Here is a 22,804-nt window from a genome sequence, read left to right as displayed (position 1 = left end):
CCATCGTGACACACCCGGGCGAACCCGTGCATCAGCGCAGGTGCACGATGTCGCCCGCTCCGAAGGCGCGCCGGCCCGACGCGGTCCGCACCACGAGCCGGCCGTCGGTGTCGATCGCCTCAGCCTCGCCGACCGCGTCCTCGCCGCCGGGCAGCAGCACCCGGACCCGGCGGCCGACCGTGCCGCACCGGGCCAGGTAGGCGGCCGCGAGCGCGGTGTCGTCGGCCGAGTCGCGCCATTCGGCATAGAGCAGCGCGAACGCCCGCAGCACCGTGATGATCATCGTCGACCGGCCGACCGGCGCGGAGTCCGGCTGCAGCCGGAGCGAGGTCGCGGTCGGCACCGGCAACTGGTCGGCGGTCAGTCCGACGTTGAGCCCGATCCCGATCACGCAGCCCGGCGTCTCGGCGCCGCCGGCGGGTTCGATCCGTTCGGCGAGGATCCCGCAGATCTTGCGGTCCCGGATCAGCACGTCGTTCGGCCATTTCAGTTCCGCCGGGACCTTCGCGGCCCGCTGCAGCGACTCGCTCACCGCGATCCCGGTCAGCAATGGAAGCCAGGTCCAGCGGGCCGCCGGCAGTTCCGGCCGGACCAGCAGCGACAGCGCGATGGCGGTGCCGGGCGGGGCGGTCCAGCTGCGGCCGAGGCGGCCGCGGGCCGCGGTCTGGTGCTCGGCGATCAGGACGGTGCCGGACGGGGCGCCGGACCTCGCCTGCGCGGCCAGGTCGGTGTTGGTCGAGCCGGTCTCCGGGATCAGCCGGACGTCGCGCCAGAGCGAGCCGGGCCCGGTCAACGCGGCGCGGAGTCCGGCGGCGTCCAGCGGCTCGTCGTAGGGCATGACCGGAGAGCCTACGCTGGCCGCATGACCGAGCCGACCGTCATCCGCGGCAACCCGACCGACGAGGAGATCGCGGCCGTGGTCGCCGCCCTGCTCGCGGTCCGGGCCCGCCGCTCGCCGGCTCGCCCGGCGGGTTGGGTGGGCTATTGGCACGGCGTACGGCGCGGCCGCTCGCGTTAGGGTGACCGGCGTGACTGCAACCGGCAAGCCTTGGCGTCTCGTGCTCGGTTCGGCCTCACCGGCCCGGCTGGCGACCCTGCGCTCGGCGGGCCTCGACCCGGAGGTGATCGTCTCCGGGGTCGACGAGGACGGCGTCCACGCCGAGCGGGTGGCGGACCTGGTGGCCGAACTGGCCAGGCTCAAGGCGTCCGCCGTCGTCGACCGGCTCCGTGCCGAGGGGACGTCCGGGCCGACGATCGTGCTCGGCGGCGATTCGCTGTTGGAACTGGACGGCCGCCCGTACGGGAAGCCGGCCGATCATGCGGACGCGGTGGACCGGTGGCGCCGGATGCGCGGCGGGGAGGGCGTGCTGCACACCGGCCACCAGGTGATGATCATCGAAGGCGATGAGGTACGGGAGCGGAACCGCACGGCGAGCACCCGGGTCCGGTTCGCCGACCTGTCCGACGCCGAGATCGAGGCCTACGTCGCGACCGGCGAGCCGCTCCAGGTGGCCGGCGCGTTCACCGTCGACGGCCTCGGCGGCCCGTTCGTGACGAGCATCGACGGCGATCACCACAACGTGGTCGGGATCAGCCTGCCGTTGCTGCGGGAGCTGCTGGCCGAGCTGGGCGTCGCCTGGCCCGAGCTCTGGTGATCACTCCCGGCCGAGGAAGTTGATCACGTCGGCGAAGAACCGCCGGCTGGACACGATCGCGTGGCCGGCCTTCGGGTAGCAGAGCGCGGTCGCGTTGGGCATCCGGGCTGCCGTCTCGGCGAACATCTCCTGGGTCCAGTAGTGGTCCCGGCCGCCGTAGACCACCAGCGTCTCGGTCTCGATCGCCGGCAGCCGGTCGTACACGTCGAAGCCGTCCTCGGCCCGCAGCGCGGTGGCCAGGTCGGTCCGGTTGTTGATCTTGACCCCGGAGGTGAGCAGCTTGATCGGGACGTTCAGGATCCGTTGCAGGACAGCGTTCCGAACGAACCCGGCGATGAGCTGAGGACTGTAGAACCGGCCGTCACGCTCGACGTTGTCGATCAACTCCAGCTGCATCGCCTTGGCCAGCGGGCCGAGTCGGTAGGCGGCGCTGGCCACGACCGCCCGGCGGACCACCTCGGGACGGTCGGCGATCAGCTGGAGCAGCTGGGAGCCGCCCGTGGAGTGTCCGATCACGTCGACCGGCCCGTCGAACTCCTCCCGCAACGAGTCGGCGAGGCCGCCGGCCAACTCGGCCCAGGTGGTGCCCGGAGTCAGCCCGGGCGGCCGGTTGGTCAGGTAGACCCGGTAGCCGGCGCGGGCGAACGGCCGGGCCGTGCCCAGCGTGATCCGCTGCTCGATACCGCCGGCCGGCAGCTCGTGGTTCGGGCTGAGCCCGATCAGGTAGACCAGCGGCCGGCCGGTTCCCAGCGCGAGGTACGGCTGGCCGCCGGAGAAGGCACCGAGTTCGGGTTCCTGCGTCACTCACAGGAGTATCGCGGAAGCGAAGTCCCAACCGGTCGCGACGCGCGTGCCGCTCGGCCACGGATCGACCCCGCCGGAGTGCGGGTAGTTGATCACGTCACCCGAGCCGGTGATCGTCACCAGGCTCGGCCGCCCGCTGTCGTCCACGGCACCGACCGCGAACGTCTCGATCCCGCTGAAGTCGCCGGTGATCTTGACCGGCTCGGAGCCGCCGGTCGGATAGACCCAGAGGGTGCCGTCGCGTTCGAGGTCGATCAGGTCCGCCCGGCCGTCGCCGTCGACGTCGGCCAGCCGCAACTCCCGGGCCGTGGTCCAGCCCGACCCGACCCAACGCCGCTGGACGGTCCACGGATTGCCCGGGCCGTTCAGACCGCTGTGCGGATAGACCCACAGCTCGCCGCCGCGGTCGCGGAGCAGCAGGTCCGGGCGGCCGTCGCCGGTCAGATCGCCGAGCGCCAGCGCCGTGGCCAGATTCCAGCCCGTGCCGGCGAAGGCCCGCGGCGCGGTCCACGGATCGGAGTCCGTCGCTCCGCTGCCGGGATGGACCCAGAGCGTGCCGTCGGCCGCCCGGGGATCGCGGGCGACCAGGTCCGGCTTCCCGTCGCCGGTCACGTCGCCGAGCTGCAGTTGATCAACGCCGGTCCAGCGGTCGCCGGCCGAGAACCGTGACGACCAGGGCGTGCTGCCGTCGTTCGGGTAGACCCAGAGATCACCGTGGTACACCCGGGCCAGCAGGTCGGGCCGGCCGTCGCCGGTCACGTCGCCGGTGATCACCGTGTCGGCGAAGTCCCAGCCGGTGCCGGCCTCGATCGGAGGCCCGCCCCAGACCTCGCCGGTCGCTGCTCCCGTGTGCGGATGGATCACCAGCCGGTCGTCGATCCGCTCGATCAGGTCCGGCCGGCCGTCGCCGGTGGCGTCGGCGAGCAGCAGTGGCCGGCCGACCGGCCAGCCGGTGCCGGCGGCCGAGCGACTGGTGTACGGATTCTGGGTCGTCGACCGGTTGTGCGGATAGATCCACAGGGCGCCGGCACCGTCGCGGACCACGATGTCGGGGAAGGCGTCGCCGTTGACGTCGCCGAGCAGCAGCGCGTCGGCGAGGTTCCAGCCGGTGCCCGCCCAGACCGGCGTCGAGCCGTACGGGTTCTGGGCGCTGCCGTCGTGCCGGATGATCCACAGTGTCCCGGAGGCGGCGCCGGGGTCGCGACCGATCAGGTCGGGCCGGCCGTCGCCGGTGACATCGCCCAGCAGCAAGGTGTTGTAGCGGGACCAGCCCATACCGGCGGTGATCTTGGTCGGCCAGGGGTTCGGCTCGGTGCCGGTCCACGGGAAGATCGCCAACGCGCCGGCGGCGTCCCGGGTGATCAGGTCCGGATGATCATCGCCGGTGACGTCGCCGAGCAGCAGCAGGTCGGCGAAGTCCCAGGAGCCGCCCAGCGTCTCCGGTGCCGGCCACGGGTTCTCGCCGGCCGCGCCGTTGTGCGCGTAGAGCCGCAGGGTGCCGCGGTCGGCCCCCGGGTCGCGGACCACGGCATCGGCCAGGCCGTCGCCGGTCACGTCCGCCGGCCGGGCCGCGAGCGTCGCCGCCCGGCCCCGTTCGGTCCGGTCGGCGTGGTCCCGGGCCAGGATCAGCTTCGCCCGGCGCTGGCCGGCGGCGGCCGGTTCGGTGCCCACGGCGGCGAACAGCGGCAGGGCGAGCAGGACGGCGAGCACGGCGATGATCAGCCGCCGCCGGTTCGTGATGATCATGGTCAGAGCTCGATCGGCTTGCGCGCGGGATAGCCGGTGCCGTTCACCGTGACCCGGAGCAGTCCCGGGATCGGCGGCGGATGCAGCACGATGCGTTTCGGCTTGCGCTTCCAGGCGAGGTCCAGCTTGACGTCCAGCTGCCGGTTCTCGTCGTCCCGGTTGAGCTCGAGGCTGACCGTGCCGTACCGGGTCGGGGCCCGGAGCAGCTTCGTCTTCGTACCGTCGACGAGCCAGGCCAGCGGGCAGAGCCGGAGCAGGTGCAGCTCGTCCGGATCGAGGCCGTCGTCCACCAGCGCGGTGCGGGCCGCCCAGGTCACCAGCGGCTGCACGAACAGGGTGCCGTACATGGCGTTGCGATGCTCGCCGGCGATGAACGTGTTCTCCGAGCAGGCGCCCAGCATCAGCCCGTACAGACCCTCCAGGAACAGGGCTCGTTCACCGTTCTGCCAGGTGTGGAAGAGATTCCAGCTGTAGCAGGGCTCGCCGCTGCTCTGTTCGTGATCAAGGACGACCCGGTCCAGCGCGGTGTGGTGCCACGGATCGAACAGCTTCGTGTTCGGCCCGACCCGGTAGAAGTCGACGTAGGACCGCATCAGCGGATCGGAGGCCGGCAGCAGCCCGGCCCAGACCGCCGTCAGCGCGCCGGTGTCGAACGCCTCCAGGTACGGCCACGGACTGGTCGGGCCGTGGAACTTGCTGGGCAGGATCGGGTGCGTCGCGCCGTCCGGGTCGGTCCAGGTCGGGGCGTCCTCCGCCGCGGCGCGCAGCGCGGTCACGAAGGTCTCCTTGAACCTCGCCGCCACCGAGGCGAACTCCTCGGCCCGTGGATGCTTCACCCGCCGCAGCAGCTCGACCGAACTGGCCAGGCCCTTGTAGTTCCAGACCTGGATCCAGATCGACTGCTGCTCCACGCCGGTGTCGTTGGATGCCGCGGCCGGCATCAGGCCCTTCACGCCGTCGTGCCCGGTGAACTCGACCGCAGCCTTGATGAACTCGCAGGCCTTGACGATCGCGGGCAGCCAGCGCTGGGTGTAGGCCTCGTCCCAGCTCAGCAACGCGTGCCGCGCCGCGACCTCGAGGATCGCCCCATGATCACCGAGCCAGTCGAACGACTGCAGGCTGAGCGGGGTGGCGAAGAAGCCGTCGGCGGGCAGCGTCGCGTAGGCCTGGCCGGGCGGCTTCCGCTTGCCCTGGACGTCCAGGTAGAGGTCGATGTGGCGCTCCACCACCTCGTGCCGGCCGAGCAGGTCGAGGAACATGTGACCGATCATGGAGGTCGGCGTGCTCCAGAGCAGGTCGTAGCCGTAGGAGCCGGTGAGGAACGTGTACTTGCCGCTGTCCGGACTCTTCTCCGCGATCACCTCGGCCAGCTGGACGCTGCGCCGGAAGTACTCGTTGACGTGCGGTTCCGGCGTGATCAACTCGGTCGCCCGGGCCGGCGGGGCCCAGAACGTCTCGGACTCGGCCAGTGCGGCGTCCCGGCCGACCTCCCACTCCCGCAGGGCTTCCACCTTGGCCTGCGGAACGGCCGGCAGCAGGACGTCGATCGCGGTGCCCTCCTTGACCGGCAGGCCGAGCTTGAGGTCGTACACGTGATCATGGTTCTCGACCGCGGTCAGGTTGATCGTCCCGCCGGCCGGGGTGCCGACGATCATCCGTACCTGATCTTCGTGGTCGTAGACCGGCACGGTCAGCGGCTTGCCGTCCGGGTTCCAGATCCGGTCGATCCGCAGCGGCCCGTCCAGCGGTGCGGCGGCCGGCCGGGACTCGATGGTGATGAAGCCCTCCTGCTGCTCCGGCGGGCCGACCACGTGCCGGTAGAACACCTTGCTCAGCCGCAGCACGAAGGAGAACTCGGCCGGCGCGTCATGATCATCGACATGGTCGACGGTGAACCTGGTCCAGGAGTAGAGCGGCTCGTCGGCGGTGTCGACCTCGCCGCCGCCCTTGAGGTGCGCGAACGTCTCCTGCCGCAGCACCAGGCCGGCCTGCCGGCGGTGTTCGGTCCACAGCACCGGGGTCTCGGTGTCGGTCCGCCAGCCCTGCAGCCCGACCCCGAAGTCGCCTCGGTGCAGGTAGTACGGCGTCGTGCTCAGGGCCGGGAAGCCGGAGCCCTGTGGCATCACCGGCGTGACCTGGAAATCCTTGCCCAGATACGGTTTGAGGTACGGCTTCAAGGTCGGCGCACTGCTCGGCGCGAGGGCGACGGCGGGGTGGCTGAGGATCGCGCCGTTGTAGAACACGTCGAACCGGAACAGGTGCCCCTTCCAACCGACCGGGGTCCAGACCTGCCGCTGCGGCGGCCACCAGTGCCGGGCCGCTTCGGCGTCGGGCTCGGTCATCGCTGCTCCCTCCGGACGCCCCGGCGTCGCGTAGGCCGGTGTCGCGGTCGCCGGAGCGAAGAAGCCGGACACACCGAGAGCCGCGCCGCCACCGGCCGCCTGCAGCATGCCGCGTCGTGAGATGGACCGACCGGACATGAGATCCTCCGCCCCGAGGTTACTTACGAAATATCGAAGATGTTTTCGTAATCCTTGGAACATTCAAGCCGTGCGATCTCGCCACTGTCAAGAGTTGATCAAGAACGAAGTTGATCACGCCGGACGCAGGACCAGGGCCGAACCCCCGGCGGAGCCAGTGAAGCTGCCGGTCCAGCCGAACCCGGTGAAGGTGAGCGTCGCCCCGAGATCCGAGTCGATCGTGAAGCCGGCCGCCGGGAGCGTGCGCCGCAGGTAGGTCGCGACCTCGTCGCCGGACGGCCGGTCGATCACCAGCGTCACCGCGTTGGGCTGATCCGCCGACGTCACGAACGACACGCCCCGGGGCAGCGACACCCGATCACTCGGCCCGTTCTGGAACCCGAGCTCGGCCAGGCTCACCCCGTCCGCCGGGATCGACGCGCCGGCGGTCGGTGCCGACGGGCTCGGCCCGCCGCTGGGCCGCGTTCCGTTGGGAGCGGCACTGCAGCCGGCCAGCATGATCATCACCGCGACCGCGAGAAGGGCACCGGCCCGAAGGAAACGCACGCGCCCAAGGTAGCGGGCTGCGCGAAGCCGCCGCGCCGAGACGCCGGGCGTGGCATCCTCGGCATCGTGAACCCGAGGATGCTCGTCACCGGTGCTACCGGAAACGTCGGCGGTGCGCTGGCTCGTACGCTCGTCGAGCGCGGGGTCCCGACCCGCGCCGTGGTCCGAGACCCGGCCCGAGCGGTGCCGCCCGGAGTGGAGCCGGTCGTCGGCGATCTGACCGACGCGAGCAGTCTGCGCGACGCCCTGACCGGCGTCGACGGGCTGTTCCTGATGCCGGGGTACGCCGACGGGATCGCCGCCGAGGCGGCCCGCGCCGGAGTGCGGCGGATCGTGCTGCTGTCCGGCGGCTCCGTGCTGAGCTCCGCACCCGACAATGCCGTGACGGAGTACATGGCACGGTCCGAGAACGCGGTACGTGCTTCCGGCCTGGTCTGGACTTTTCTGCGGCCGGTCAGCTTCATGACCAACACCTTCGAGTGGAAGGCGCAGCTGGCCGCCGGCAACGTGGTGCGGGCCCCGTTCGCCGACGTACCGATCGCCACCATCGATCCCGCGGACATCGCCGCTGTCGCCGCCGAGGCGCTGCTCGGCGAGGGCCACGACGGTCGGGCCTATCCCCTGACCGGCCCCGCCGCCCTGCGTCCCGCCGACCGGGTCGCACAGCTGGCCGAGGTGCTGGACCGGCCGCTCAGCTTCGAGGCCGAGCCGGACGACGAGGCCCGGGCCCGGATGCTCGCGGCCATGCCGAAGCCGTACGTCGACGCGTTCTTCTCCTTCTTCGTCGACGGCACCATCGACGAGACGACCGTCCACCCGACTGTCGCCGAGGTGACCGGCCGCCCGCCCCGCAGCTTCCGCGCATGGGCCGAGGCGAACGCCGCCGCCTTCGACGCCGAGGGTCCCTGAGCCTGAGCCACAACGCTCCCTGCGCTTGTCGAAGGGCAGGCCACCTCGGGCTCGCCCTTCGACAGGCTCAGGGAACGAGGCGGCTCGCCCGAGTCAGCGGGGGTGGGGAGCCAGCGTTCTGGAGTAGAGGGACGTGCCGTCGATGTCGCGGAGGTCGACGGTCAGCTCACGGGTCCTGCCGTCGATCGACACCTCGCCGAAGAACTGGAAACCGTCGGCGGGCGAGGTGTTCGGTGCCGGCGGGGCGGCGACGAACTCGGCCTTGGGGCCGAAGGTCGGGTCGAGCACGTTCGGGCCGAAGGCGCCGGCGTTGAGCGGGCCGGAGACGAACTCCCAGAACGGATCGAAGTCGGTGAAGGCGGCCCGGTCCGGCGAGTAGTGGTGGGCCGCGGTGTAGTGCACATCGGCCGTCAGCCAGACGTGGTTGCGGATGCCCGCGTGCTTCAGGGCCGACAGCACCGGCGCCAGGTCCAGCTCACGGCCCCGCGGCGCGCCCGGGTCGCCCTGGCCGACGCCCTCCTGGGCGGTGGTGCCGTCGGGCACGATCAGGCCGACCGGCAGGTCGTTGGCGATGATCTTCCAGGTCGCCTTCGACTTCTTCAGCTCGCGGATCAGCCAGCGGGTCTGCCGCTCGCCGAGCAGGCCGCCGTCCGGCACCGTCTCCGTACCGTCGGAGTTCTTGTCCTTGTGGGTCCGCATGTCGAGCACGAACAGGTCGAGCAACGGGCCGTAGTTGATCACCCGGTAGAGCCGGCCCTCCGGATCGGGCGAGATCCTCGCGACCGGTACGTACTCGTGGAAGGCCTGCCGGGCCCGCCGCGCGAGGGTGTCGACGTCGCTCACCGTGTAGCGGTCGTCGTCGAGGATCTCGCCCGGGTACCAGTTGTTGGTCACCTCGTGGTCGTCCCACTGGGTCACCTGCGGCGTCTCGGCCAGGAAGGCGCGCCAGTTGTCCGCGAGCAGGTTGTACTTGTACTGGCCGCGGTACTCGTCCAGGGTCTCGGCGACCTTGCTCTTCTCCTCGATCACGAGGTTCGTCCAGGTCGAGCCGTCCGGCAGCGCGACGGACGCGGTGACCGGCCCGTCGGCGTACACGTTGTCGCCGCTGCAGAGGAAGAAGTCGGCGTTCCGGGCCCGCATCGCGTCGGCGATCCGGAAGCCGCCGTACTCGGGGTTGACGCCCCAGCCCTGGCCGGCGATGTCGCCGGACCAGAGGAAGCTCAGGTCCGCCGCCCGCTCCGAGGCCGTACGGAAGCGGCCCGCCACCGGTGCGCTGGACCGCCGCGGATCGTGCAGGTCCACGGCCCGGATCCGGTAGTGGTATTCGGTCCCCGGCGTCAGCCAGGCCACGTCGAGCTCGCCGGTCAGGTCGGTCCGCGGCGTCACCACCGGGCCCGGCACGGTGACCGCCTTCCGGAACGACGGGTCCCGCGCGATCTCGGCGATCAGCCGGGACGGCCGGTCGGCGCGGGACCAGAGCACCGCCTTCCGGGTCCGTACGTCACCGGACTGCACGCCGTGCGTCAGCACCGGCCGACCCCGCCGCAGCTGAGCCGGAGCCGTGGGCTGAGCGTTCGCCTTGGCCGGCCCGGAGGCCAGCCCGATCGCCGTCGCCGTACCGCCGCCGAGCAGGAGTCGGCGCGAAATCATTCCTGAGTTCTCCCGAGCGTTCACGTGCTCAGGCTCACCTCGCCTCATGAACGCAACGTGTCGCAGATCTGACATCTGTTCGCCGAATCGGCCCCGGCAACCGGTCTCCGCGAAGCTACCGTCAGATCTGCGACATCGCCCGAATCGCTCAGCCCGACCCGGACGGATAACCTCTCAGGCGATGCCCGAGCAACCAGAGATCTCCGAGCCGGGGGCCGTCGCGGTCCGCCGGTCGCGGCTGCCCGCTCCGATCCGCGCGATGCGGCCGCGCCAGTGGATCAAGAACGTCCTGGTGCTGTCCGTCCCGCTCGCCGCGGGCCGGCTCTTCGAGCCGGGCGTGATCCTCAACGCGGCGCTGGCCTTCGTCGCGTTCTGCCTGATCAGCGCCTCGATCTACCTGATCAATGACGTCCGCGACGTCGAGGAGGACCGGCAGCACCCGAAGAAGCGGTTCCGCCCCATCGCGGCCGGCGAGCTCGGCACCAGGCCGGCGATCATCCTCGCGGTGATCTGTGGTGTGGTCGGCCTCGCGGTCGGGTTCGTCACCGCGATCCCGCTCGGGATCACGCTGGCGGCGTACGCGGTCATCCAGATCGTCTACTCGACCTGGCTGAAGCACTGGCCGGTGATCGACCTCGCCGTGGTGTCCAGCGGCTTCCTGCTCCGCGCGGTCGCCGGCGGCGTCGCGACCGGGATCGTGCTGAGCCAGTGGTTCCTGCTGGTGGCGTCGTTCGGCTCGCTGTTCATGGTCGCCGGCAAGCGCTACTCCGAACTCAAGTCGCTCGGCGTCGAGGCCGGCACCCGCCGCTCGCTGGAGCGCTACTCGGAGTCGTACCTGCGGTTCGTCTGGATGCTCGCCGCGGGCACGGTCCTGGTCTCCTACTGCCTGTGGGCGTTCGAGAACCGGGGCGACGCGTGGCTCGGCGTACCCTGGACGGCACTGTCCATCGCACCGTTCACCCTGGCGCTGTTGCAGTACGCGCTGGAGATCGACGCCGGTACGGCGGGCGAGCCGGAGGACATCGTCCTCTCCGACCGGATCCTGCAAGTCCTGGGAGTGTTGTGGCTGATCTTGATCGCGATCGCGGTGTTCCTGTGAGCACCGTCGAGGAACTGCACGGCTGGGGACGTACGGGCTCGTCGGCGGCCCACCTGGTCCGGCCGACGACGTCGGACGACATCGCTTCCTGGGTACGGAAGGCCGACGGCGACCGGGGCCTGATCGCCAGAGGCCTGGGCCGTTCCTACGGCGACGCGGCCCAGAACGCGGGCGGCACCGCGCTCGATCTCACCGCCATGCACCGGATCCTCACCATCGACGCGGAGAGCGAGCCGCCGTCGGTGATCACCGAGGCCGGGGTCAGCCTGGACTCGCTGATGCGGGCGCTGCTCCCTTGCGGGCTGTGGGTCCCGGTGCTGCCGGGCACCCGGCAGGTCACCATCGGCGGCGCGATCGCGGCCGACGTGCACGGCAAGAACCACCACACCCAGGGCAGCTTCGGTGATCATGTCGAGTGGCTGGACCTGATCACCGCCGACGGCGTCGAGCACCGGCTCAGCGCGGACGGCAGCGACCCGGACCTGTTCTGGGCGACGATCGGCGGCATGGGCCTGACCGGCGTGGTGACCCGGGCCAAGATCAGATTGCAGCGGGTCGAGTCGGCGTACTTCACCGTCGACACCGACCGCACCCGGGACCTGGACGATCTGCTCACCCAGATGAGCACCGGTGACGAGAACTACACGTACTCGGTGGCCTGGTTCGACGCGGTCACCCGCGGCCGCGGCCTCGGCCGGGCGGTGCTGACCCGGGGCGAGAAGGCGAAGCTGGAGGACCTGCCGCCGAAGCTGCGCCGGGATCCGATGAAGTTCGCGGCCCCCAACTTCGGCACCTTCCCCGACCTGTTCCCGAGCGGCCTGGTCAATCGCGCGACCGGCAAGGCGTTCAGCCTGGCCTGGTACTTCAAGGCACCGAAGCACCGGGTCGGCGAGATCCAGAACATCACCCAGTTCTTCCACCCGCTGGACATGTTCGATGAGTGGAACCGGGTCTACGGCCCGCCGGGCTTCCTGCAGTACCAGTTCGCGGTGCCGTTCGACGCGACGGAGACATTCGCCGAGTGCGTCCGGGAGATCGCCAACTCGGGCCAGATCTCCTGCCTCAACGTGCTCAAGCGGTTCGGTGAGGGCAACGCATCTCCGCTGTCGTTCCCGACCCCGGGCTGGACGCTCGCGGTCGACTTCCCGATCACCGAAGGGCTGGACCGGCTCTGCCGGCGGCTGGACGAACTGGTGCTCGGCGTCGGCGGCCGGGTCTACCTGGCCAAGGACTCCCGGATCGACGCGGAATCGCTGCGGCTGATGTATCCGCGACTGGACGACTTCCTGGCGGTCCGGCGCCGGGTCGACCCCGACGGCATCTTCGTCTCCGACCTGGCCCGCCGTCTTCAACTGGTGTGAGAGGAATTCATGATCGACTCCCTCGGTGTCCCGCAGTCCCTGCTGCTGCTCGGCGGCACCTCCGACATCGCGCTGGCGATCGCCCGGCGGTACGCGGGCGTACGGCCGCTCCGGGTGGTGCTGGCCGCACGTCCCGGTGACCGGCGCGCGGACGCGGCGAAGGAGCTGACCGGGCTGGGCTGCGAGGTGACCGAAGTCGATCTTGAGGCGCGTGACCCGGCGACCCATGCGGCGACCATCGACGCGGCGTTCGCCGGCGGCGATCTTGATCTTGTGGTGGTCGCGTTCGGTGTGCTCGGCGAACCGGAGCGGGCCTGGACCGATGCCGATCACGCCCTCGAGCTGGCGGAGATCAACTACGCGGCGCCGGTCCACCTCGGCGTGTTGCTGGCGAACCGGATGCGCAGCCAGGGCCACGGCCGGATCGTCGCCCTGTCCAGCGTGGCCGGCGAGCGGGTGCGCCGGTCCAACTTCGTCTACGGCTCGACCAAGGCCGGCCTGGACGGCTTCTACCTCGGCCTCGGCGAGGCACTCGACGGCTCCGGGGTCCGGGTGCTGGTGGTCCGGCCGGGCTTCGTGAAGTCCAAGATGACCGACGGCCTGAGCCCGACGCCGCTGTCCTCGACGCCGGAGGAGGTCGCCGAGGCGGTCGCCGACGGGGTCCGCCAGGGCAAGGAGTTGATCTGGGTGCCGGGACCGTGGCGGTTCGTCATGTCGGCACTGCGTCACGTGCCCCGGCCGCTGTTCCGTAAACTGCCGATCTAGGCGTGCCGTTCGGCGACGTACGGCACCGATCGGGGAGGTCGGATGCACGATCCGCTGAGCGCAGTGGACCTGGTCCACGACGAGCTGGACCAGGCCCGGGAGACCGGGCATCTCATCGAGGAGCTGGACGAACGGTTCGCCGAGCTGGATCCGGAGGACACCGAGGCGCTGGAGCGGCTCTACTTCGAGGTGGTCACGGCGAAGCGCCGGCTGGACTGGCCGTACTGGGAACCCGAACTGCTGCCCGGCATCCTGCGTTCGCTGCCGGACGACCCGGCCAGCGAGCCGCCGTCCGGCGACGTGCTGGCGGACAAGATCAACGGCGGCTGGCTGGGCCGGATTGCCGGCTGCAACCTCGGCAAGCCGGTCGAGAACGGTGATCACTGGACCACCGCCCGGATCCGGGCCTACCTGGAGCAGGCGAAGGCCTGGCCGCTGCGCGACTACGTGCCGGTGCTGGACCCGATGCCGGAGGAGTTCCAGCTGCTGCCGAACTGGACCGAGACCACCCGCGGCCGGGTGAACGGCTCGGCCCGTGACGACGACATCGACTACCCGATTCTCGGCCTGCACCTGCTGGAGCGGCACGGCACGGCGTTGACGCCGCAGCTGGTCGCGGACGGCTGGCTGCACCTGCTGCCGTACGCGCAGACCTACACGGCCGAGCGGGCCGCGTACCGGAACCTGCTGTCCCGGATGCCGATCGACCGGGTCGCGATCACCCGGAATCCGTATCGGGAATGGATCGGGGCGCTGATCCGCGGCGACATCTTCGGCTGGACCCACCCGGGCGACCCGCGGGCCGCGCTCACGCTGGCCTTCCAGGACGCCTCGCTGTCGCACGTCGCCAACGGCGTGTACGGCGAGCTCTGGTCGGCCGCCCTGATCGCGTCCGCGTTCACCGCCGGCACGGTGCGGGAGGCGTTCGACCGGTCGCTGAGGTCGGTGCCGCCGCAGTCCCGCCTGTACGAGACGCTCACCGCGGTGCAGGACCTGCGCGACGACGGCGCGACCTGGGACGAGGCGATCGCCCAGATCCAGCAGCGCTGGGGCCACTACAGCTGGGTGCACACGATCAACAACGCCGCGATCATCGCGGCCGGCCTGCTCTGGGGCGAGGACGACTACGCCGCGACCGTCGGGCTCACCGTGCAGGGCGGCTGGGACACCGACTCCAACGGGGCGACGGCCGGCTCGGTGGCCGGTGTCGTGCTCGGCGCCAAGGCACTACCGGCCAACTTCGTCGAGCCGCTGCAGAACAGGACCCGGTCGGCCCTGTTCGGCTTCGACCACTCGGTGATCTCCGACCTGGCCGAACGTACGGTCCAGCTGGTCGGCAAGCTCGGCTCCTGACCGCCCTGCCGCCTCTCCAGCCCCACCTCCCCACACTTCTTGGCGCTTTGCCAGGGAAGCTTCTGTGGTGAAGCGACAGTTTTTCACGCAACGTGAAAACCGGCCGACGAGCCGAGGCCGGGTCAGGCGGCCTTGGCGAGCTTCTTCTTGGTCACCTTCTTGCCGTCCAGCCGGACGACTTCGCGGTGCTTGACGGTGTAGCCGTCGGGCAGGGTGCCTTCCTTGAGCATGCGCAACGGGCAGCGGCCACAGCGGTCCTTGGACACGCAGCACTTGAGCTTCGGCAGCTTCCGGGACTTTCCCACGGACGAGACCGTACCATCGGTGATAAGGAGAGGCTTACCTCGTCCACATCTCGCGACGGAACTCCGACGGCGCCCGGCCCTCGTAGCGGCGGAAGACCTCGGCGAAGTGCTGGCTGGACGAGAAGCCCAGCCGGTGGCCGATCTCGGTGATCGTGGGGTCCGGCCCGGCCAGCAACTCCTTGGCCCGGGCGATCTTGGCCCGCAGGATGTAGTCCTTCGGGCTGGTCCCGGCCGCCGCGACGAACGCGTCGTAGAACTGGGTCGGCGACATCCCGGACGACTCGATCAGGTCGTGCACGGTGACCGGCTCGTCGAGTTGCTCGGCGACCTGGGCGAGGGCCCGCCGCACGCCCGGCGGTACGTCGCGGGCCGGCTCGTCGATCCCGCCGTCCCGAGCCAGCAGCACCTCGAAGACGGCCGTCGCGCACAGGGACCGCCGGGCCGCGGCGACCGGCCAGCGAAGATCATCCGGGTCGGCCAGGGCCCGGCCGAGTTGATCAACGACCGATCCCGGCACCGCCCAGGTGGGGCCGGAGCCGCCGGCCAGCTCCCGTACCGCAAGATCAACAGAGCCCGCCGACGCGGTTTCCGGGCCGACCCGGGCGACCAGCCAGAACAGCTCGCCCCGCGGCTGGGCGGTCCCGTCGGTGCCGTAGACCGTACCCGGCGGGATGATGATCACCTGTCCGGGCACGACATCGACCACCGTGCCGTCCAGGTTGAACTCGACGTCGCTGCGGATCGGGAACGCCAGCACCAGCAGGCTGGCATGGCGCTGCGCCGGCACCGGCTCCCGGGCGGTCAGGTAGCGATAGCGGCCGAGACTGACCAGCGGGCCGTCGCCCTGAAGATCGACGATCGTCCGTTCGGCCGTGCAGCGAAGATCGGGCGTGTCCCGGTCGACGACTTCGGTGGCCACTGCAGGAAACCTCCGGTGGAAGAAGGCGGACGCCACGGGCGGTCCTCGAATCCTACGATCCTCAGGCATGGACCAGGCAACCGACGAGCTCGCGGAACGCTTCCGGCAGGACGGCTTCGCCGTGATCGACAACCTGCTGAGCAGCGCGGAGGTGGAGCTCTACCGTTCGATCTACGACCGCTTCCTCTCCGGCGAGATCGAGGCCGGCGACAAGCGCACCGACCTCGGCGCGGGCAGCGAGCGGAAGTCCGACGGCGAGAACATCACCCAGATCATGTGGCCCTCCGCGCTCCACCCCGAGCTCACCGACCTGCCGCTGCACCGGCGCGGTCTCGAACTCGCCCGCGCGTTGATCGGCGACGACGCCGAACTGGACTTCGACATGTTGATCGACAAGGCGCCCGGCTCGGCGACGCCGACGCCGTGGCACCAGGACGCCGGCTACTGGATCGACCTGCCCGACGACCGGGCCGCCTCGATCTGGGTGTCGCTGGACACGGCGACGCTGGACAGCGGCTGCATGTGGTACGTCACCGGGTCGCACCTCGGCCCGGTCCGGCGGCACTGGCCGGCCGGGAAGGGCGGCGGCGCGATCGAGTGCGAGGGCTCCGAGGACGAGCCCGGCGCCGTCGCCGTCCCGTTGGTGCCGGGCGCGGCGGCCGCCCACGCCGGACGCACGTTGCACTACTCCCGGGGCAACTCCACCGACCGGCACCGCCGGGCCTACATCCTCAACTACCGGCCGGCCGCCATGATCGCGCTGGAACGGGAGCAGGGCATGGATCACGGCCAGACCAGCAACGTCCGGCTGGTCCGCAACTCGGGAGCCACTTCCGACGAAGGAGAATGATCATGAACCGACGGGGATTCCTGACCGGCCTCGCCTCCGTCGCGGCGACCGGCGGGATTGCCGGCTGCAGCGCCGACCAGTCCGGCGGGGCCGACGGCAGTACGGATCAGGCCAAGATCACGTTCGCCACCTGGAACACCGACACGGCGAAGCTGGTCAACGACAACCTCGGCACCTTCCACGCCGACTACCCGGGGATCGAGGTCGAGGTCCAGGTCTCCCCCGCCGGGGCCGACTACTGGACCAAGCTGCAGACCCAGGCCAGTTCGGGCACCGCGCCCGACGTCTTCTGGATGAACGGCCCGCACTTCCAGCTGTACGCGGGCAACGGGCAGCTGGAACCGATCGACGATCTGATCAAGGACGGCGTGGTCGACCCGGCGAAGTTCCCGCAGCCGCTGGTCAAGCTCTACACGTACGAGGACAAGATCTACGGGCTGCCGGGCGAGTACGCCTCCAGCGCACTGTGGTTCAACAAGGCGATCTTCGCCGACGCCGGCGAGGCCGAACCGACCGGCGACTGGACCTGGGAGGACTTCACCGCGACCGGTGCCCGGATCTCGGAAAAGCTGAAGGGCAAGGGGATCTACGGCATCGCCGTCGCGGCCGACGGCGAACAGTCCTACTACAACTCGATCAAACAGGCCGGCGGCTACGTGATCTCCGAGGACGGCAAGAAGTCCGGGTACGCCGAGCCGGGCTCGATCGAGGGCCTCGATCTCTGGGCCGGACTGATGCAGAACGGCACGTCGCCCACCGTGCAGCAGCTGAACGACTCCCCCGCCGACGAGTGGTTCATCAGCGGCAAGGCCGCCATGATGCAGGGCGCCGCGTTCAACGTCGCGAACTTCGGCGACAGCCAGTACGCCGAGCAGTTCCAGGTCGTCCGGATGCCGAAGAAGCAGACCAACATCTCGGTCACCCACGGCGTGGCGCCGGTGATCAACGCCAAGTCGAAGAACAAGGCCGCGGCCAAGGCCTTCCTGGCCTGGATCTCCGGCCCGGACTACGCGACCAAGCTGGCCGCGCGGGCGTCGACGATCCCCGGCCTGGCCGGCAGCGAGGGCCCCTACCTGGCCAGCCATCCGGAGTGGAACCTGCAGGTCTTCCTGGACGCGGCCCGCGAGGGCTACCCGTACCCGTGCTCGAAGAACACCTCGGCCTGGACCCAGCTGGAGGCGAACAAGCTGCCCGACCTGTGGTCTGGCAAGATCACCGCCGAGCAGGCCGGCCGCGAACTCGCCACCGGCATGGACGCCGAACTCGCCAAGGCCTGACCCGACCCCGAACCAACGCGCGCCGAGCCCACCCAACACGCCCTGAGCCTGTCGAAGCGCCCGGCCCGACCCACACCGACCTGACCCCCGAGGCGGCATGATCATGACCAGTCCCGAACCCCTCCGTGCCGTCGTCGTCGGCGCCGGCCATCGCGGCGTCCTCTACGCGACGTACGCCCTCGAAGAACCCACCGAGTTGATCATCACCGCGGTCGTCGACCCCGACCCGGTCCGCCGGGACCGACTCGGCGACCAGCACGGAGTGCCGGCCGACCGGCGGCTGGCCACTCTCGATGATCTTCCGCCGGCCGGGGTGATCGCCGACGTGGCGATCGACGCGACGATGGACGCCGATCACGTGCCGACCGCGGAGCGGCTGCTGCGGGCCGGCTATCCGGTGCTGCTGGAGAAGCCGATCGCCGGCACCGCGGCCGAGGTGCTGGGCCTGGCCGAGACCAGCCGCAGCACCGGCCGGCTGCTGATGATCTGTCACGTGCTGCGCTACTCGCCGTTCTACGTCGCGGCCAAGGAACGCATCGTGGCCGGTGACCTCGGCGAGATCATGAGCATCCAGCTGGCCGAGCACGTCAGCTTCGACCACATGGCGGCCGCCTACGTGCGGGGGCGCTGGGCGAACTCCGCCCGCACCGGTTCGAGCATCCTGCTCTCCAAGTGCTGTCACGACATCGATCTGATGGCGTGGCTCTGCGACGACCGCCCGGCCCGGGTCACCAGCGCCGGGTCGCGGCGACTGTTCACCGCCGAGCGGGCCCCGGCCGGCGCCGGCACCCGGTGCGTCGACGACTGTGCGATCGAGTCGCGCTGCGCGTACTCGGCCCGCCGGCAGTACCTGGAGCTGGGCCTGTGGGGAACGTACGCCTGGGAAGGGATCGAGCAGCTGGGCCCGGAGCCGACGCCGGAGCAGAAGCTGGCCTCGCTGGCGTCCGACAACCCGTACGGCCGCTGTGTCTGGCGCAGCGACAACGACGTGCTGGACCGGCAGTCGGTCTCGGTCGAGTTCGCCGACGGCATCGTCGGCTCGTTCCTGCTTTCCGGCAACGCGGCCGTCGGCAACCGGACGCTGGAGATCGTCGGCACCCGTGGCGACCTCTCCGGCTCGCTGGACACCGGGACCCTCCGGCTGCGCCGGATCTCCGACACCGGTGATCAGCTGTACCAGGAGGAGTTGATCACCACCGACGTCGCCGGGCAGGCACACGGTGGCGGCGACCTGAAGCTGGTGGCCGACTTCGTCCGGGCGGTCCGCGGCGAGCCGGTCAGCGTGTCCAGCACCAGGATCGAGAACTCGATCGACGGTCACCTGATCGTCTTCGCCGCCGACAGGGCCCTGGCCGAACAGCGCTGGGTCGACCTGGCCGAGTTCGCGCCGTTCCCGGCGTGATCGGCGATGCCGGAACGCCGGAGGCGCGGCCCGCGGGGTGACGGCTGGGCGCCGTGGGTCTTCATCCTGCCGACCCTGGCCGGGATCGCCGTGTTCTACCTCTGGCCGATCGCGCAGTCGTTCTACTTCAGCTTCACCGAGTGGGGCCCGTTCGGCGGCACCGAGTGGGTCGGGGCCGCCAACTACCAGCGGGTAATCACGTCGGCGGACACCGTCAAGGCGCTCGGCAACACCGTGCTCTACGCGGGCGTCGTGCTGCTGTCCATCCCGGTCGCCGTCTTCCTGGCGGTGCAGCTGAACCGGCCCGGCCTGCGGTTCCGGCCGTTCTTCCGGGTGCTGCACTTCCTGCCGGTGGTGACCACGCCGGCCGCGGTGTCGGTGGTCTGGCGGCTGCTCTACAACGGCGACACGGGCATGATCAACTACGCGCTGTCGCTGGTCGGCATCGACGGCCCGTACTGGCTGTCCACGCCGGTCGTGTCGATCATCGCGGTCGGGATCGTCGGCGCCTGGATGAGCCTCGGCTTCAACATGATCATCCTGGGCGCCGGCCTGCAGTCGATCCCGGCCGAGCTGTACGAGGCCGCCGAGCTGGACGGGGCCGGCCCGCTGCGGCAGCTGACCGCGGTCACCGTGCCGTTGCTGACGCCGAGCATCTTCTTCGTCACGGTGATGACCGCGATCGGCTCGTTCAAGGTGTTCGACCTGATCTTCGTCATGATCGGCCGGGACAACCCGGCCATCGACGACCTGCAGACCCTGGTCTTCCTCTTCTACACGCAGGGATTCCAGGTCAACGACAAGGGCTACGCCGCCGCGATCGGGTTCACCCTGCTGGTCGTGATCGCCCTGGTCACGCTGCTCCAGTTCCGGCTGCAGCGACGGTGGGTGCACTATGCCTAGGCCCCGCCGGCAACGGTCCAACGCAGCGGCGTACGTCGTCCTCAGTCTCAGCGGCTTCGTCATGGTGTTCCCGTTCCTCTACCAGCTGTCCGCGTCCTTCATGTCCAACCCGGAGGTGCTGGCGATCCCGAAACGGCTGCTGCCGGGCGAGCTGCGCTGGTGGAACTACACCGACGCGATCAGCCGGTTCCCGTTCTGGGATCAGCTCCGGACCACGGTGCTGATGACCGCGATCCGGACGGTCAGCCTGGTGATCTTCAGCGCCCTGGCCGGCTACGGGTTCGCCCGAATGCGGTTCCGCGGCAACCGGGTGCTGTTCGGGCTGCTGTTGTCGATCATGATGATCCCGGGCGAACTGCTGCTGATCCCGCAGTACCAGCTGGTCAGCGCGCTCGGTTGGCTGAACTCGGTCCCGGGTCTGGTCGCGCCGGGCCTGGTCAGCGCGTTCGGCACGTTCATGATGCGGCAGCTCTTCCTCGGCCTGCCCCGGGAACTCGAGGAGGCCGCCCGGATCGACGGCGCCGGGCCGTTCCGGACCTTCGCCGAGGTGATGCTGCCGCTGGCCACGCCGGCGGTCAGCGCGCTCACCGTGATCTCGCTGATCGACTGCTGGGGCGCGTTCCTCTGGCCGTTGGTGGTGAACACCGACCAGCGGCAGATGACGCTCACCGTCGGGCTGGCCACGTTCCAGGGCGAGCACTCGACCGACTACGGTCCCATGATGGCCGCGGCCTTGATCATCATGCTGCCGATGATGATCCTGTTCGTCGTCATGCAACGCCGGGTGATCGCCGGCGTCGCCTTCTCCGGACTCAAGGGGTGACCATGTCGGAACCGCAGTTCGAACCGTGGCTGGACGGACGGCCGGCGGAGGGCCGGACGTTCGCGGCCGTCTTCCCGCACTCCGACGACCTGTCGATCTTCGCCGGCGGGCTGGTCCGCAAGCTCGTCCTGGAGGGCGGGACCGGCTACTTCATCAAGATCACGAACGACGACAAGGACTCGTACGACCTGAGTGTCGGCGAGACCGTACGGCGGATCGAGCTGGAGACCGATGAGGTCGCGGCGGCACTCGGGCTGGCCAAGGTCTACTGCTTCAACTACCACAACCACTACCTCGAGCACGGCCAGCTGATCGAGATCCGGCACCGGCTGATCACGCTGTTCCGGTTCCTCGAGATCGACACCGTGATCACCTTCGACCCGTGGGGCCACTACGAGGAGAATCCCGATCATGCCCTGACCGGTGCCGCCGTCGAGGCGGCCTGCTGGATGGCCGGCCGCCGGCTCGATCTGCCCGAACTGGCCGACCTCGGGCTGGTGCCGCGATCCGTGCTGCACAAGTACTATGTGGCCCGTGGCCCGCAGCTCGTCAACCGCGTCGTGGACGTGACCCGGGTGCTGGCCGACAAGCGGAACGCGCTGCGGCTGCACCGGACGCCGATGCACCGGATGTGGCGGGAACACCTGGCCGAGGCCGCGGCACCGGTGTCCCTGGACGACTTCGTCGAGACGTTCCTCGACCTGGATGATCATGGCCGGCACCTCGAGCGGTTCCACTACGTCGGGCCGCGTACCTCCGAGAAGGGAATCGGCTGATGGGCGTGTACGAGGACCTCGGCGTCCGTCCGGTGATCAACGCGCGGGGGACCCTGACCGCCCTCGGCGGGAGCGTGATGGACCCCGCCGTGGTCGCCGCGATGGCCGAGGCCGCGACCGCGTTCGTCGATCTGACCGAGCTGCACCGGCGGGCCGGGCAACGGATCGCCGACCTGCTCGGGGTCGAGGCCGCCTGCGTCACTTCGGGGGCGGCGGCCGGCCTGACCATCGCCACCGCGGCCGTGATGGCGAAGGACCGGATCGAGGCCGTCCTCGCCCTGCCGGACACCACCGGCCTGCCCGACGAGGTCGTCGTATTGAAGGCGCACCGGATGCTGTACGACCAGGCGGTGCTGGTGGCGGGCGCCAGGTTCGTCGAGGTCGGGGTCGCCTCCGCGGCACGGATCGAGCAGGTCGACGCGGCGATCACCGACCGCACCGCCTGCCTGTTCTACGCGGCCGAGTCGGCCGGCACCCGCGGCTCCCTGCCGCTCCGCGAACTGGCCGAGTGCGCGCACGCCCGCGGGCTGCCGGTGCTGGTCGACGCCGCCGCCGAGGTGCCGCCGCCGGACAACCTGCGCCGCTTCCTCGACGAGGGCGCCGACCTGGTCGTGGTCAGCGGCGGCAAGGAGCTCGCCGGGCCGCAGTCGTCCGGTCTGATCATGGGAGACCGACGGCTGATCGACTACTGCCACGCGAACTCGTTCCCGGCCCACTCCATCGGCCGCGGGATGAAGACCGACAAGGAGACCATCGCCGGCCTGGTCAAGGCCGTGGAACTGTGGGTCGCCCGGGACTACTCGGTGATCTTCGACCGCTGGGAGTCCATGGTCGCCACCGCGCTCGACGCGTTGGCCGGGCTGCCGGGCGTGACCGTCGAGCGGGGCTTCCCGACGGAGCCGGGCATCCAGCCGACCGTGATCCCCCGCGCGTACGTCAGCCAGGCCGGTCGCCCCACGGACGAACTCCGGGACGCGCTGCTCGCCCACGACCCGCCGATCGCCGTCGGCATCGAGCAGGACCGCCTGGCGATCAACCCCCAGTGCCTCCGCGAGGACGAACTCCCCACCGTGCTCGCCGCCCTGACCACCCTCTTCGACCTGTCCCCCTGATCCCGCCGCTGCACCGATGTCCGATCGGGACCATGCTGTTCGTAGCAGTGATAGCACCGCCACCTCCAG

At 70.4% G+C, this 22,804-nt stretch carries 22 protein-coding genes; 14 read left to right on the top strand and 8 right to left on the bottom strand.

All coding sequences use genetic code 11. From position 1 onward, the window contains the following. Nucleotides 1-31: 31 nt before the first annotated feature. Nucleotides 32-838 (bottom strand): biotin--[acetyl-CoA-carboxylase] ligase, encoded by an 807-nt coding sequence (locus tag AC6CCG_RS04985; RefSeq protein ID WP_496653363.1) that lies wholly within the window; start codon nucleotides 836-838, stop codon nucleotides 32-34. A gap of 24 nt (nucleotides 839-862) precedes the next feature. Here AC6CCG_RS04985 and AC6CCG_RS04980 point away from each other — a divergent pair, with 24 nt between their 5' ends. Further along, nucleotides 863-1,018 carry an acyl-CoA carboxylase epsilon subunit gene (locus AC6CCG_RS04980; RefSeq protein WP_496653362.1) on the top strand — a complete coding sequence of 52 codons (156 nt, stop codon included), beginning with the start codon at nucleotides 863-865 and terminating at the stop codon, nucleotides 1,016-1,018. Nucleotides 1,019-1,028: 10 nt separating this feature from the next. Continuing rightward, nucleotides 1,029-1,655 carry a Maf family protein gene (locus tag AC6CCG_RS04975; protein ID WP_496653361.1) on the top strand — a complete coding sequence of 209 codons (627 nt, stop codon included), beginning with the start codon at nucleotides 1,029-1,031 and terminating at the stop codon, nucleotides 1,653-1,655. On the opposite strand, the gene AC6CCG_RS04970 is transcribed toward AC6CCG_RS04975, so the two are convergent. The 4 genes from AC6CCG_RS04970 to AC6CCG_RS04955 all read right to left on the bottom strand — a co-directional run bounded on the left by AC6CCG_RS04970 (nucleotide 1,656) and on the right by AC6CCG_RS04955 (nucleotide 7,231). Further along, a complete protein-coding gene (locus AC6CCG_RS04970; RefSeq protein ID WP_496653360.1) occupies nucleotides 1,656-2,459 on the bottom strand; it encodes an alpha/beta fold hydrolase in 804 nt (267 codons plus the stop codon). Next, nucleotides 2,460-4,205 (bottom strand): FG-GAP repeat domain-containing protein, encoded by a 1,746-nt coding sequence (locus AC6CCG_RS04965; RefSeq protein WP_496653359.1) that lies wholly within the window; start codon nucleotides 4,203-4,205, stop codon nucleotides 2,460-2,462. A 2-nt stretch (nucleotides 4,206-4,207) separates the two neighbouring features. Continuing rightward, a complete protein-coding gene (locus AC6CCG_RS04960) occupies nucleotides 4,208-6,685 on the bottom strand; it encodes a hypothetical protein (protein ID WP_496653358.1) in 2,478 nt (825 codons plus the stop codon). A gap of 114 nt (nucleotides 6,686-6,799) precedes the next feature. Further along, on the bottom strand, nucleotides 6,800-7,231 hold the full coding sequence (locus tag AC6CCG_RS04955; RefSeq protein ID WP_496653357.1) for a hypothetical protein: 432 nt from the start codon (nucleotides 7,229-7,231) through the stop codon (nucleotides 6,800-6,802). A gap of 66 nt (nucleotides 7,232-7,297) precedes the next feature. Here AC6CCG_RS04955 and AC6CCG_RS04950 point away from each other — a divergent pair, with 66 nt between their 5' ends. Continuing rightward, a complete protein-coding gene (locus AC6CCG_RS04950; protein WP_496653356.1) occupies nucleotides 7,298-8,140 on the top strand; it encodes an NAD(P)H-binding protein in 843 nt (280 codons plus the stop codon). 93 nt (nucleotides 8,141-8,233) lie between these two features. Here the strand turns inward: AC6CCG_RS04950 and AC6CCG_RS04945 are convergent, their stop codons facing one another. Further along, nucleotides 8,234-9,790, bottom strand: coding sequence for an alkaline phosphatase D family protein (locus AC6CCG_RS04945; protein WP_496653355.1), 1,557 nt, complete (start codon nucleotides 9,788-9,790; stop codon nucleotides 8,234-8,236). 181 nt (nucleotides 9,791-9,971) lie between these two features. Here AC6CCG_RS04945 and AC6CCG_RS04940 point away from each other — a divergent pair, with 181 nt between their 5' ends. Genes AC6CCG_RS04940 through AC6CCG_RS04925 form a run of 4 tightly spaced genes read left to right on the top strand, consistent with a single transcriptional unit; the run spans nucleotide 9,972 to nucleotide 14,368 of the window. Beyond that, nucleotides 9,972-10,889, top strand: a complete 918-nt coding sequence (locus AC6CCG_RS04940; RefSeq protein ID WP_496653354.1) for a decaprenyl-phosphate phosphoribosyltransferase — start codon at nucleotides 9,972-9,974, stop codon at nucleotides 10,887-10,889. After that, nucleotides 10,886-12,250: a decaprenylphosphoryl-beta-D-ribose oxidase gene (gene dprE1 / locus AC6CCG_RS04935; RefSeq protein WP_496653353.1), complete on the top strand. Its 1,365-nt coding sequence runs from the start codon at nucleotides 10,886-10,888 to the stop codon at nucleotides 12,248-12,250. The genes AC6CCG_RS04940 and dprE1 overlap by 4 nt, the downstream gene beginning before the upstream one ends. A gap of 9 nt (nucleotides 12,251-12,259) precedes the next feature. After that, the gene (dprE2, locus tag AC6CCG_RS04930) at nucleotides 12,260-13,015 is read left to right on the top strand and encodes a decaprenylphospho-beta-D-erythro-pentofuranosid-2-ulose 2-reductase (protein ID WP_496653352.1); all 756 of its coding nucleotides are present in this window, start codon (nucleotides 12,260-12,262) and stop codon (nucleotides 13,013-13,015) included. A gap of 42 nt (nucleotides 13,016-13,057) precedes the next feature. Then, entirely contained in the window at nucleotides 13,058-14,368 is a 1,311-nt protein-coding gene (locus tag AC6CCG_RS04925; protein WP_496653351.1) for an ADP-ribosylglycohydrolase family protein, read from the top strand. 122 nt (nucleotides 14,369-14,490) lie between these two features. Here the strand turns inward: AC6CCG_RS04925 and AC6CCG_RS04920 are convergent, their stop codons facing one another. After that, nucleotides 14,491-14,673: a hypothetical protein gene (locus AC6CCG_RS04920; protein WP_496653350.1), complete on the bottom strand. Its 183-nt coding sequence runs from the start codon at nucleotides 14,671-14,673 to the stop codon at nucleotides 14,491-14,493. 34 nt (nucleotides 14,674-14,707) lie between these two features. Further along, nucleotides 14,708-15,592, bottom strand: coding sequence for a helix-turn-helix transcriptional regulator (locus tag AC6CCG_RS04915; RefSeq protein WP_496653349.1), 885 nt, complete (start codon nucleotides 15,590-15,592; stop codon nucleotides 14,708-14,710). Nucleotides 15,593-15,659: 67 nt separating this feature from the next. Between AC6CCG_RS04915 and AC6CCG_RS04910 the strand changes: the two genes are divergently transcribed. From AC6CCG_RS04910 to AC6CCG_RS04880, 7 genes are all read left to right on the top strand, one after another. Then, nucleotides 15,660-16,442 carry a phytanoyl-CoA dioxygenase family protein gene (locus AC6CCG_RS04910; protein ID WP_496653348.1) on the top strand — a complete coding sequence of 261 codons (783 nt, stop codon included), beginning with the start codon at nucleotides 15,660-15,662 and terminating at the stop codon, nucleotides 16,440-16,442. 2 nt (nucleotides 16,443-16,444) lie between these two features. Further along, on the top strand, nucleotides 16,445-17,719 hold the full coding sequence (locus tag AC6CCG_RS04905) for an ABC transporter substrate-binding protein (RefSeq protein WP_496653347.1): 1,275 nt from the start codon (nucleotides 16,445-16,447) through the stop codon (nucleotides 17,717-17,719). Between the two features lie 97 nt (nucleotides 17,720-17,816). After that, nucleotides 17,817-19,121 (top strand): Gfo/Idh/MocA family protein, encoded by a 1,305-nt coding sequence (locus tag AC6CCG_RS04900; RefSeq protein WP_496653346.1) that lies wholly within the window; start codon nucleotides 17,817-17,819, stop codon nucleotides 19,119-19,121. A gap of 6 nt (nucleotides 19,122-19,127) precedes the next feature. After that, nucleotides 19,128-20,024, top strand: a complete 897-nt coding sequence (locus AC6CCG_RS04895) for a carbohydrate ABC transporter permease (RefSeq protein WP_496653345.1) — start codon at nucleotides 19,128-19,130, stop codon at nucleotides 20,022-20,024. Continuing rightward, nucleotides 20,017-20,847, top strand: a complete 831-nt coding sequence (locus AC6CCG_RS04890) for a carbohydrate ABC transporter permease (RefSeq protein ID WP_496653344.1) — start codon at nucleotides 20,017-20,019, stop codon at nucleotides 20,845-20,847. Before AC6CCG_RS04895 ends, AC6CCG_RS04890 begins: the two co-directional genes overlap by 8 nt. A gap of 2 nt (nucleotides 20,848-20,849) precedes the next feature. After that, nucleotides 20,850-21,623, top strand: coding sequence for a PIG-L deacetylase family protein (locus AC6CCG_RS04885; protein ID WP_496653343.1), 774 nt, complete (start codon nucleotides 20,850-20,852; stop codon nucleotides 21,621-21,623). Next, nucleotides 21,623-22,735: an aminotransferase class V-fold PLP-dependent enzyme gene (locus AC6CCG_RS04880; RefSeq protein ID WP_496653342.1), complete on the top strand. Its 1,113-nt coding sequence runs from the start codon at nucleotides 21,623-21,625 to the stop codon at nucleotides 22,733-22,735. The genes AC6CCG_RS04885 and AC6CCG_RS04880 overlap by 1 nt, the downstream gene beginning before the upstream one ends. Nucleotides 22,736-22,804 lie beyond the last annotated feature (69 nt).

It is taken from the genome of Microlunatus sp. YIM B11417, assembly GCF_059617205.1.
Note: the sequence above shows the minus strand (reverse complement) of the source record. Positions and strands in the feature narration are given on the sequence as shown.

Bases quoted from the DNA above. Each gene is read 5' to 3' on its own strand.
- AC6CCG_RS04890 (WP_496653344.1), top strand. From the start codon at position 20,017: ATGCCTAGGCCCCGCCGGCAACGGTCCAACGCAGCGGCGTACGTCGTC.
- AC6CCG_RS04985 (WP_496653363.1), bottom strand. From the start codon at position 838: ATGCCCTACGACGAGCCGCTGGACGCCGCCGGACTCCGCGCCGCGTTG.
- AC6CCG_RS04960 (WP_496653358.1), bottom strand. From the start codon at position 6,685: ATGTCCGGTCGGTCCATCTCACGACGCGGCATGCTGCAGGCGGCCGGT.
- AC6CCG_RS04905 (WP_496653347.1), top strand. From the start codon at position 16,445: ATGAACCGACGGGGATTCCTGACCGGCCTCGCCTCCGTCGCGGCGACC.
- AC6CCG_RS04940 (WP_496653354.1), top strand. From the start codon at position 9,972: ATGCCCGAGCAACCAGAGATCTCCGAGCCGGGGGCCGTCGCGGTCCGC.
- AC6CCG_RS04900 (WP_496653346.1), top strand. From the start codon at position 17,817: ATGATCATGACCAGTCCCGAACCCCTCCGTGCCGTCGTCGTCGGCGCC.
- AC6CCG_RS04980 (WP_496653362.1), top strand. From the start codon at position 863: ATGACCGAGCCGACCGTCATCCGCGGCAACCCGACCGACGAGGAGATC.
- AC6CCG_RS04925 (WP_496653351.1), top strand. From the start codon at position 13,058: ATGCACGATCCGCTGAGCGCAGTGGACCTGGTCCACGACGAGCTGGAC.
- AC6CCG_RS04965 (WP_496653359.1), bottom strand. From the start codon at position 4,205: ATGATCATCACGAACCGGCGGCGGCTGATCATCGCCGTGCTCGCCGTC.
- AC6CCG_RS04880 (WP_496653342.1), top strand. From the start codon at position 21,623: ATGGGCGTGTACGAGGACCTCGGCGTCCGTCCGGTGATCAACGCGCGG.
- AC6CCG_RS04945 (WP_496653355.1), bottom strand. From the start codon at position 9,790: ATGATTTCGCGCCGACTCCTGCTCGGCGGCGGTACGGCGACGGCGATC.
- dprE2 (WP_496653352.1), top strand. From the start codon at position 12,260: ATGATCGACTCCCTCGGTGTCCCGCAGTCCCTGCTGCTGCTCGGCGGC.
- AC6CCG_RS04910 (WP_496653348.1), top strand. From the start codon at position 15,660: ATGGACCAGGCAACCGACGAGCTCGCGGAACGCTTCCGGCAGGACGGC.
- AC6CCG_RS04895 (WP_496653345.1), top strand. From the start codon at position 19,128: ATGCCGGAACGCCGGAGGCGCGGCCCGCGGGGTGACGGCTGGGCGCCG.
- AC6CCG_RS04885 (WP_496653343.1), top strand. From the start codon at position 20,850: ATGTCGGAACCGCAGTTCGAACCGTGGCTGGACGGACGGCCGGCGGAG.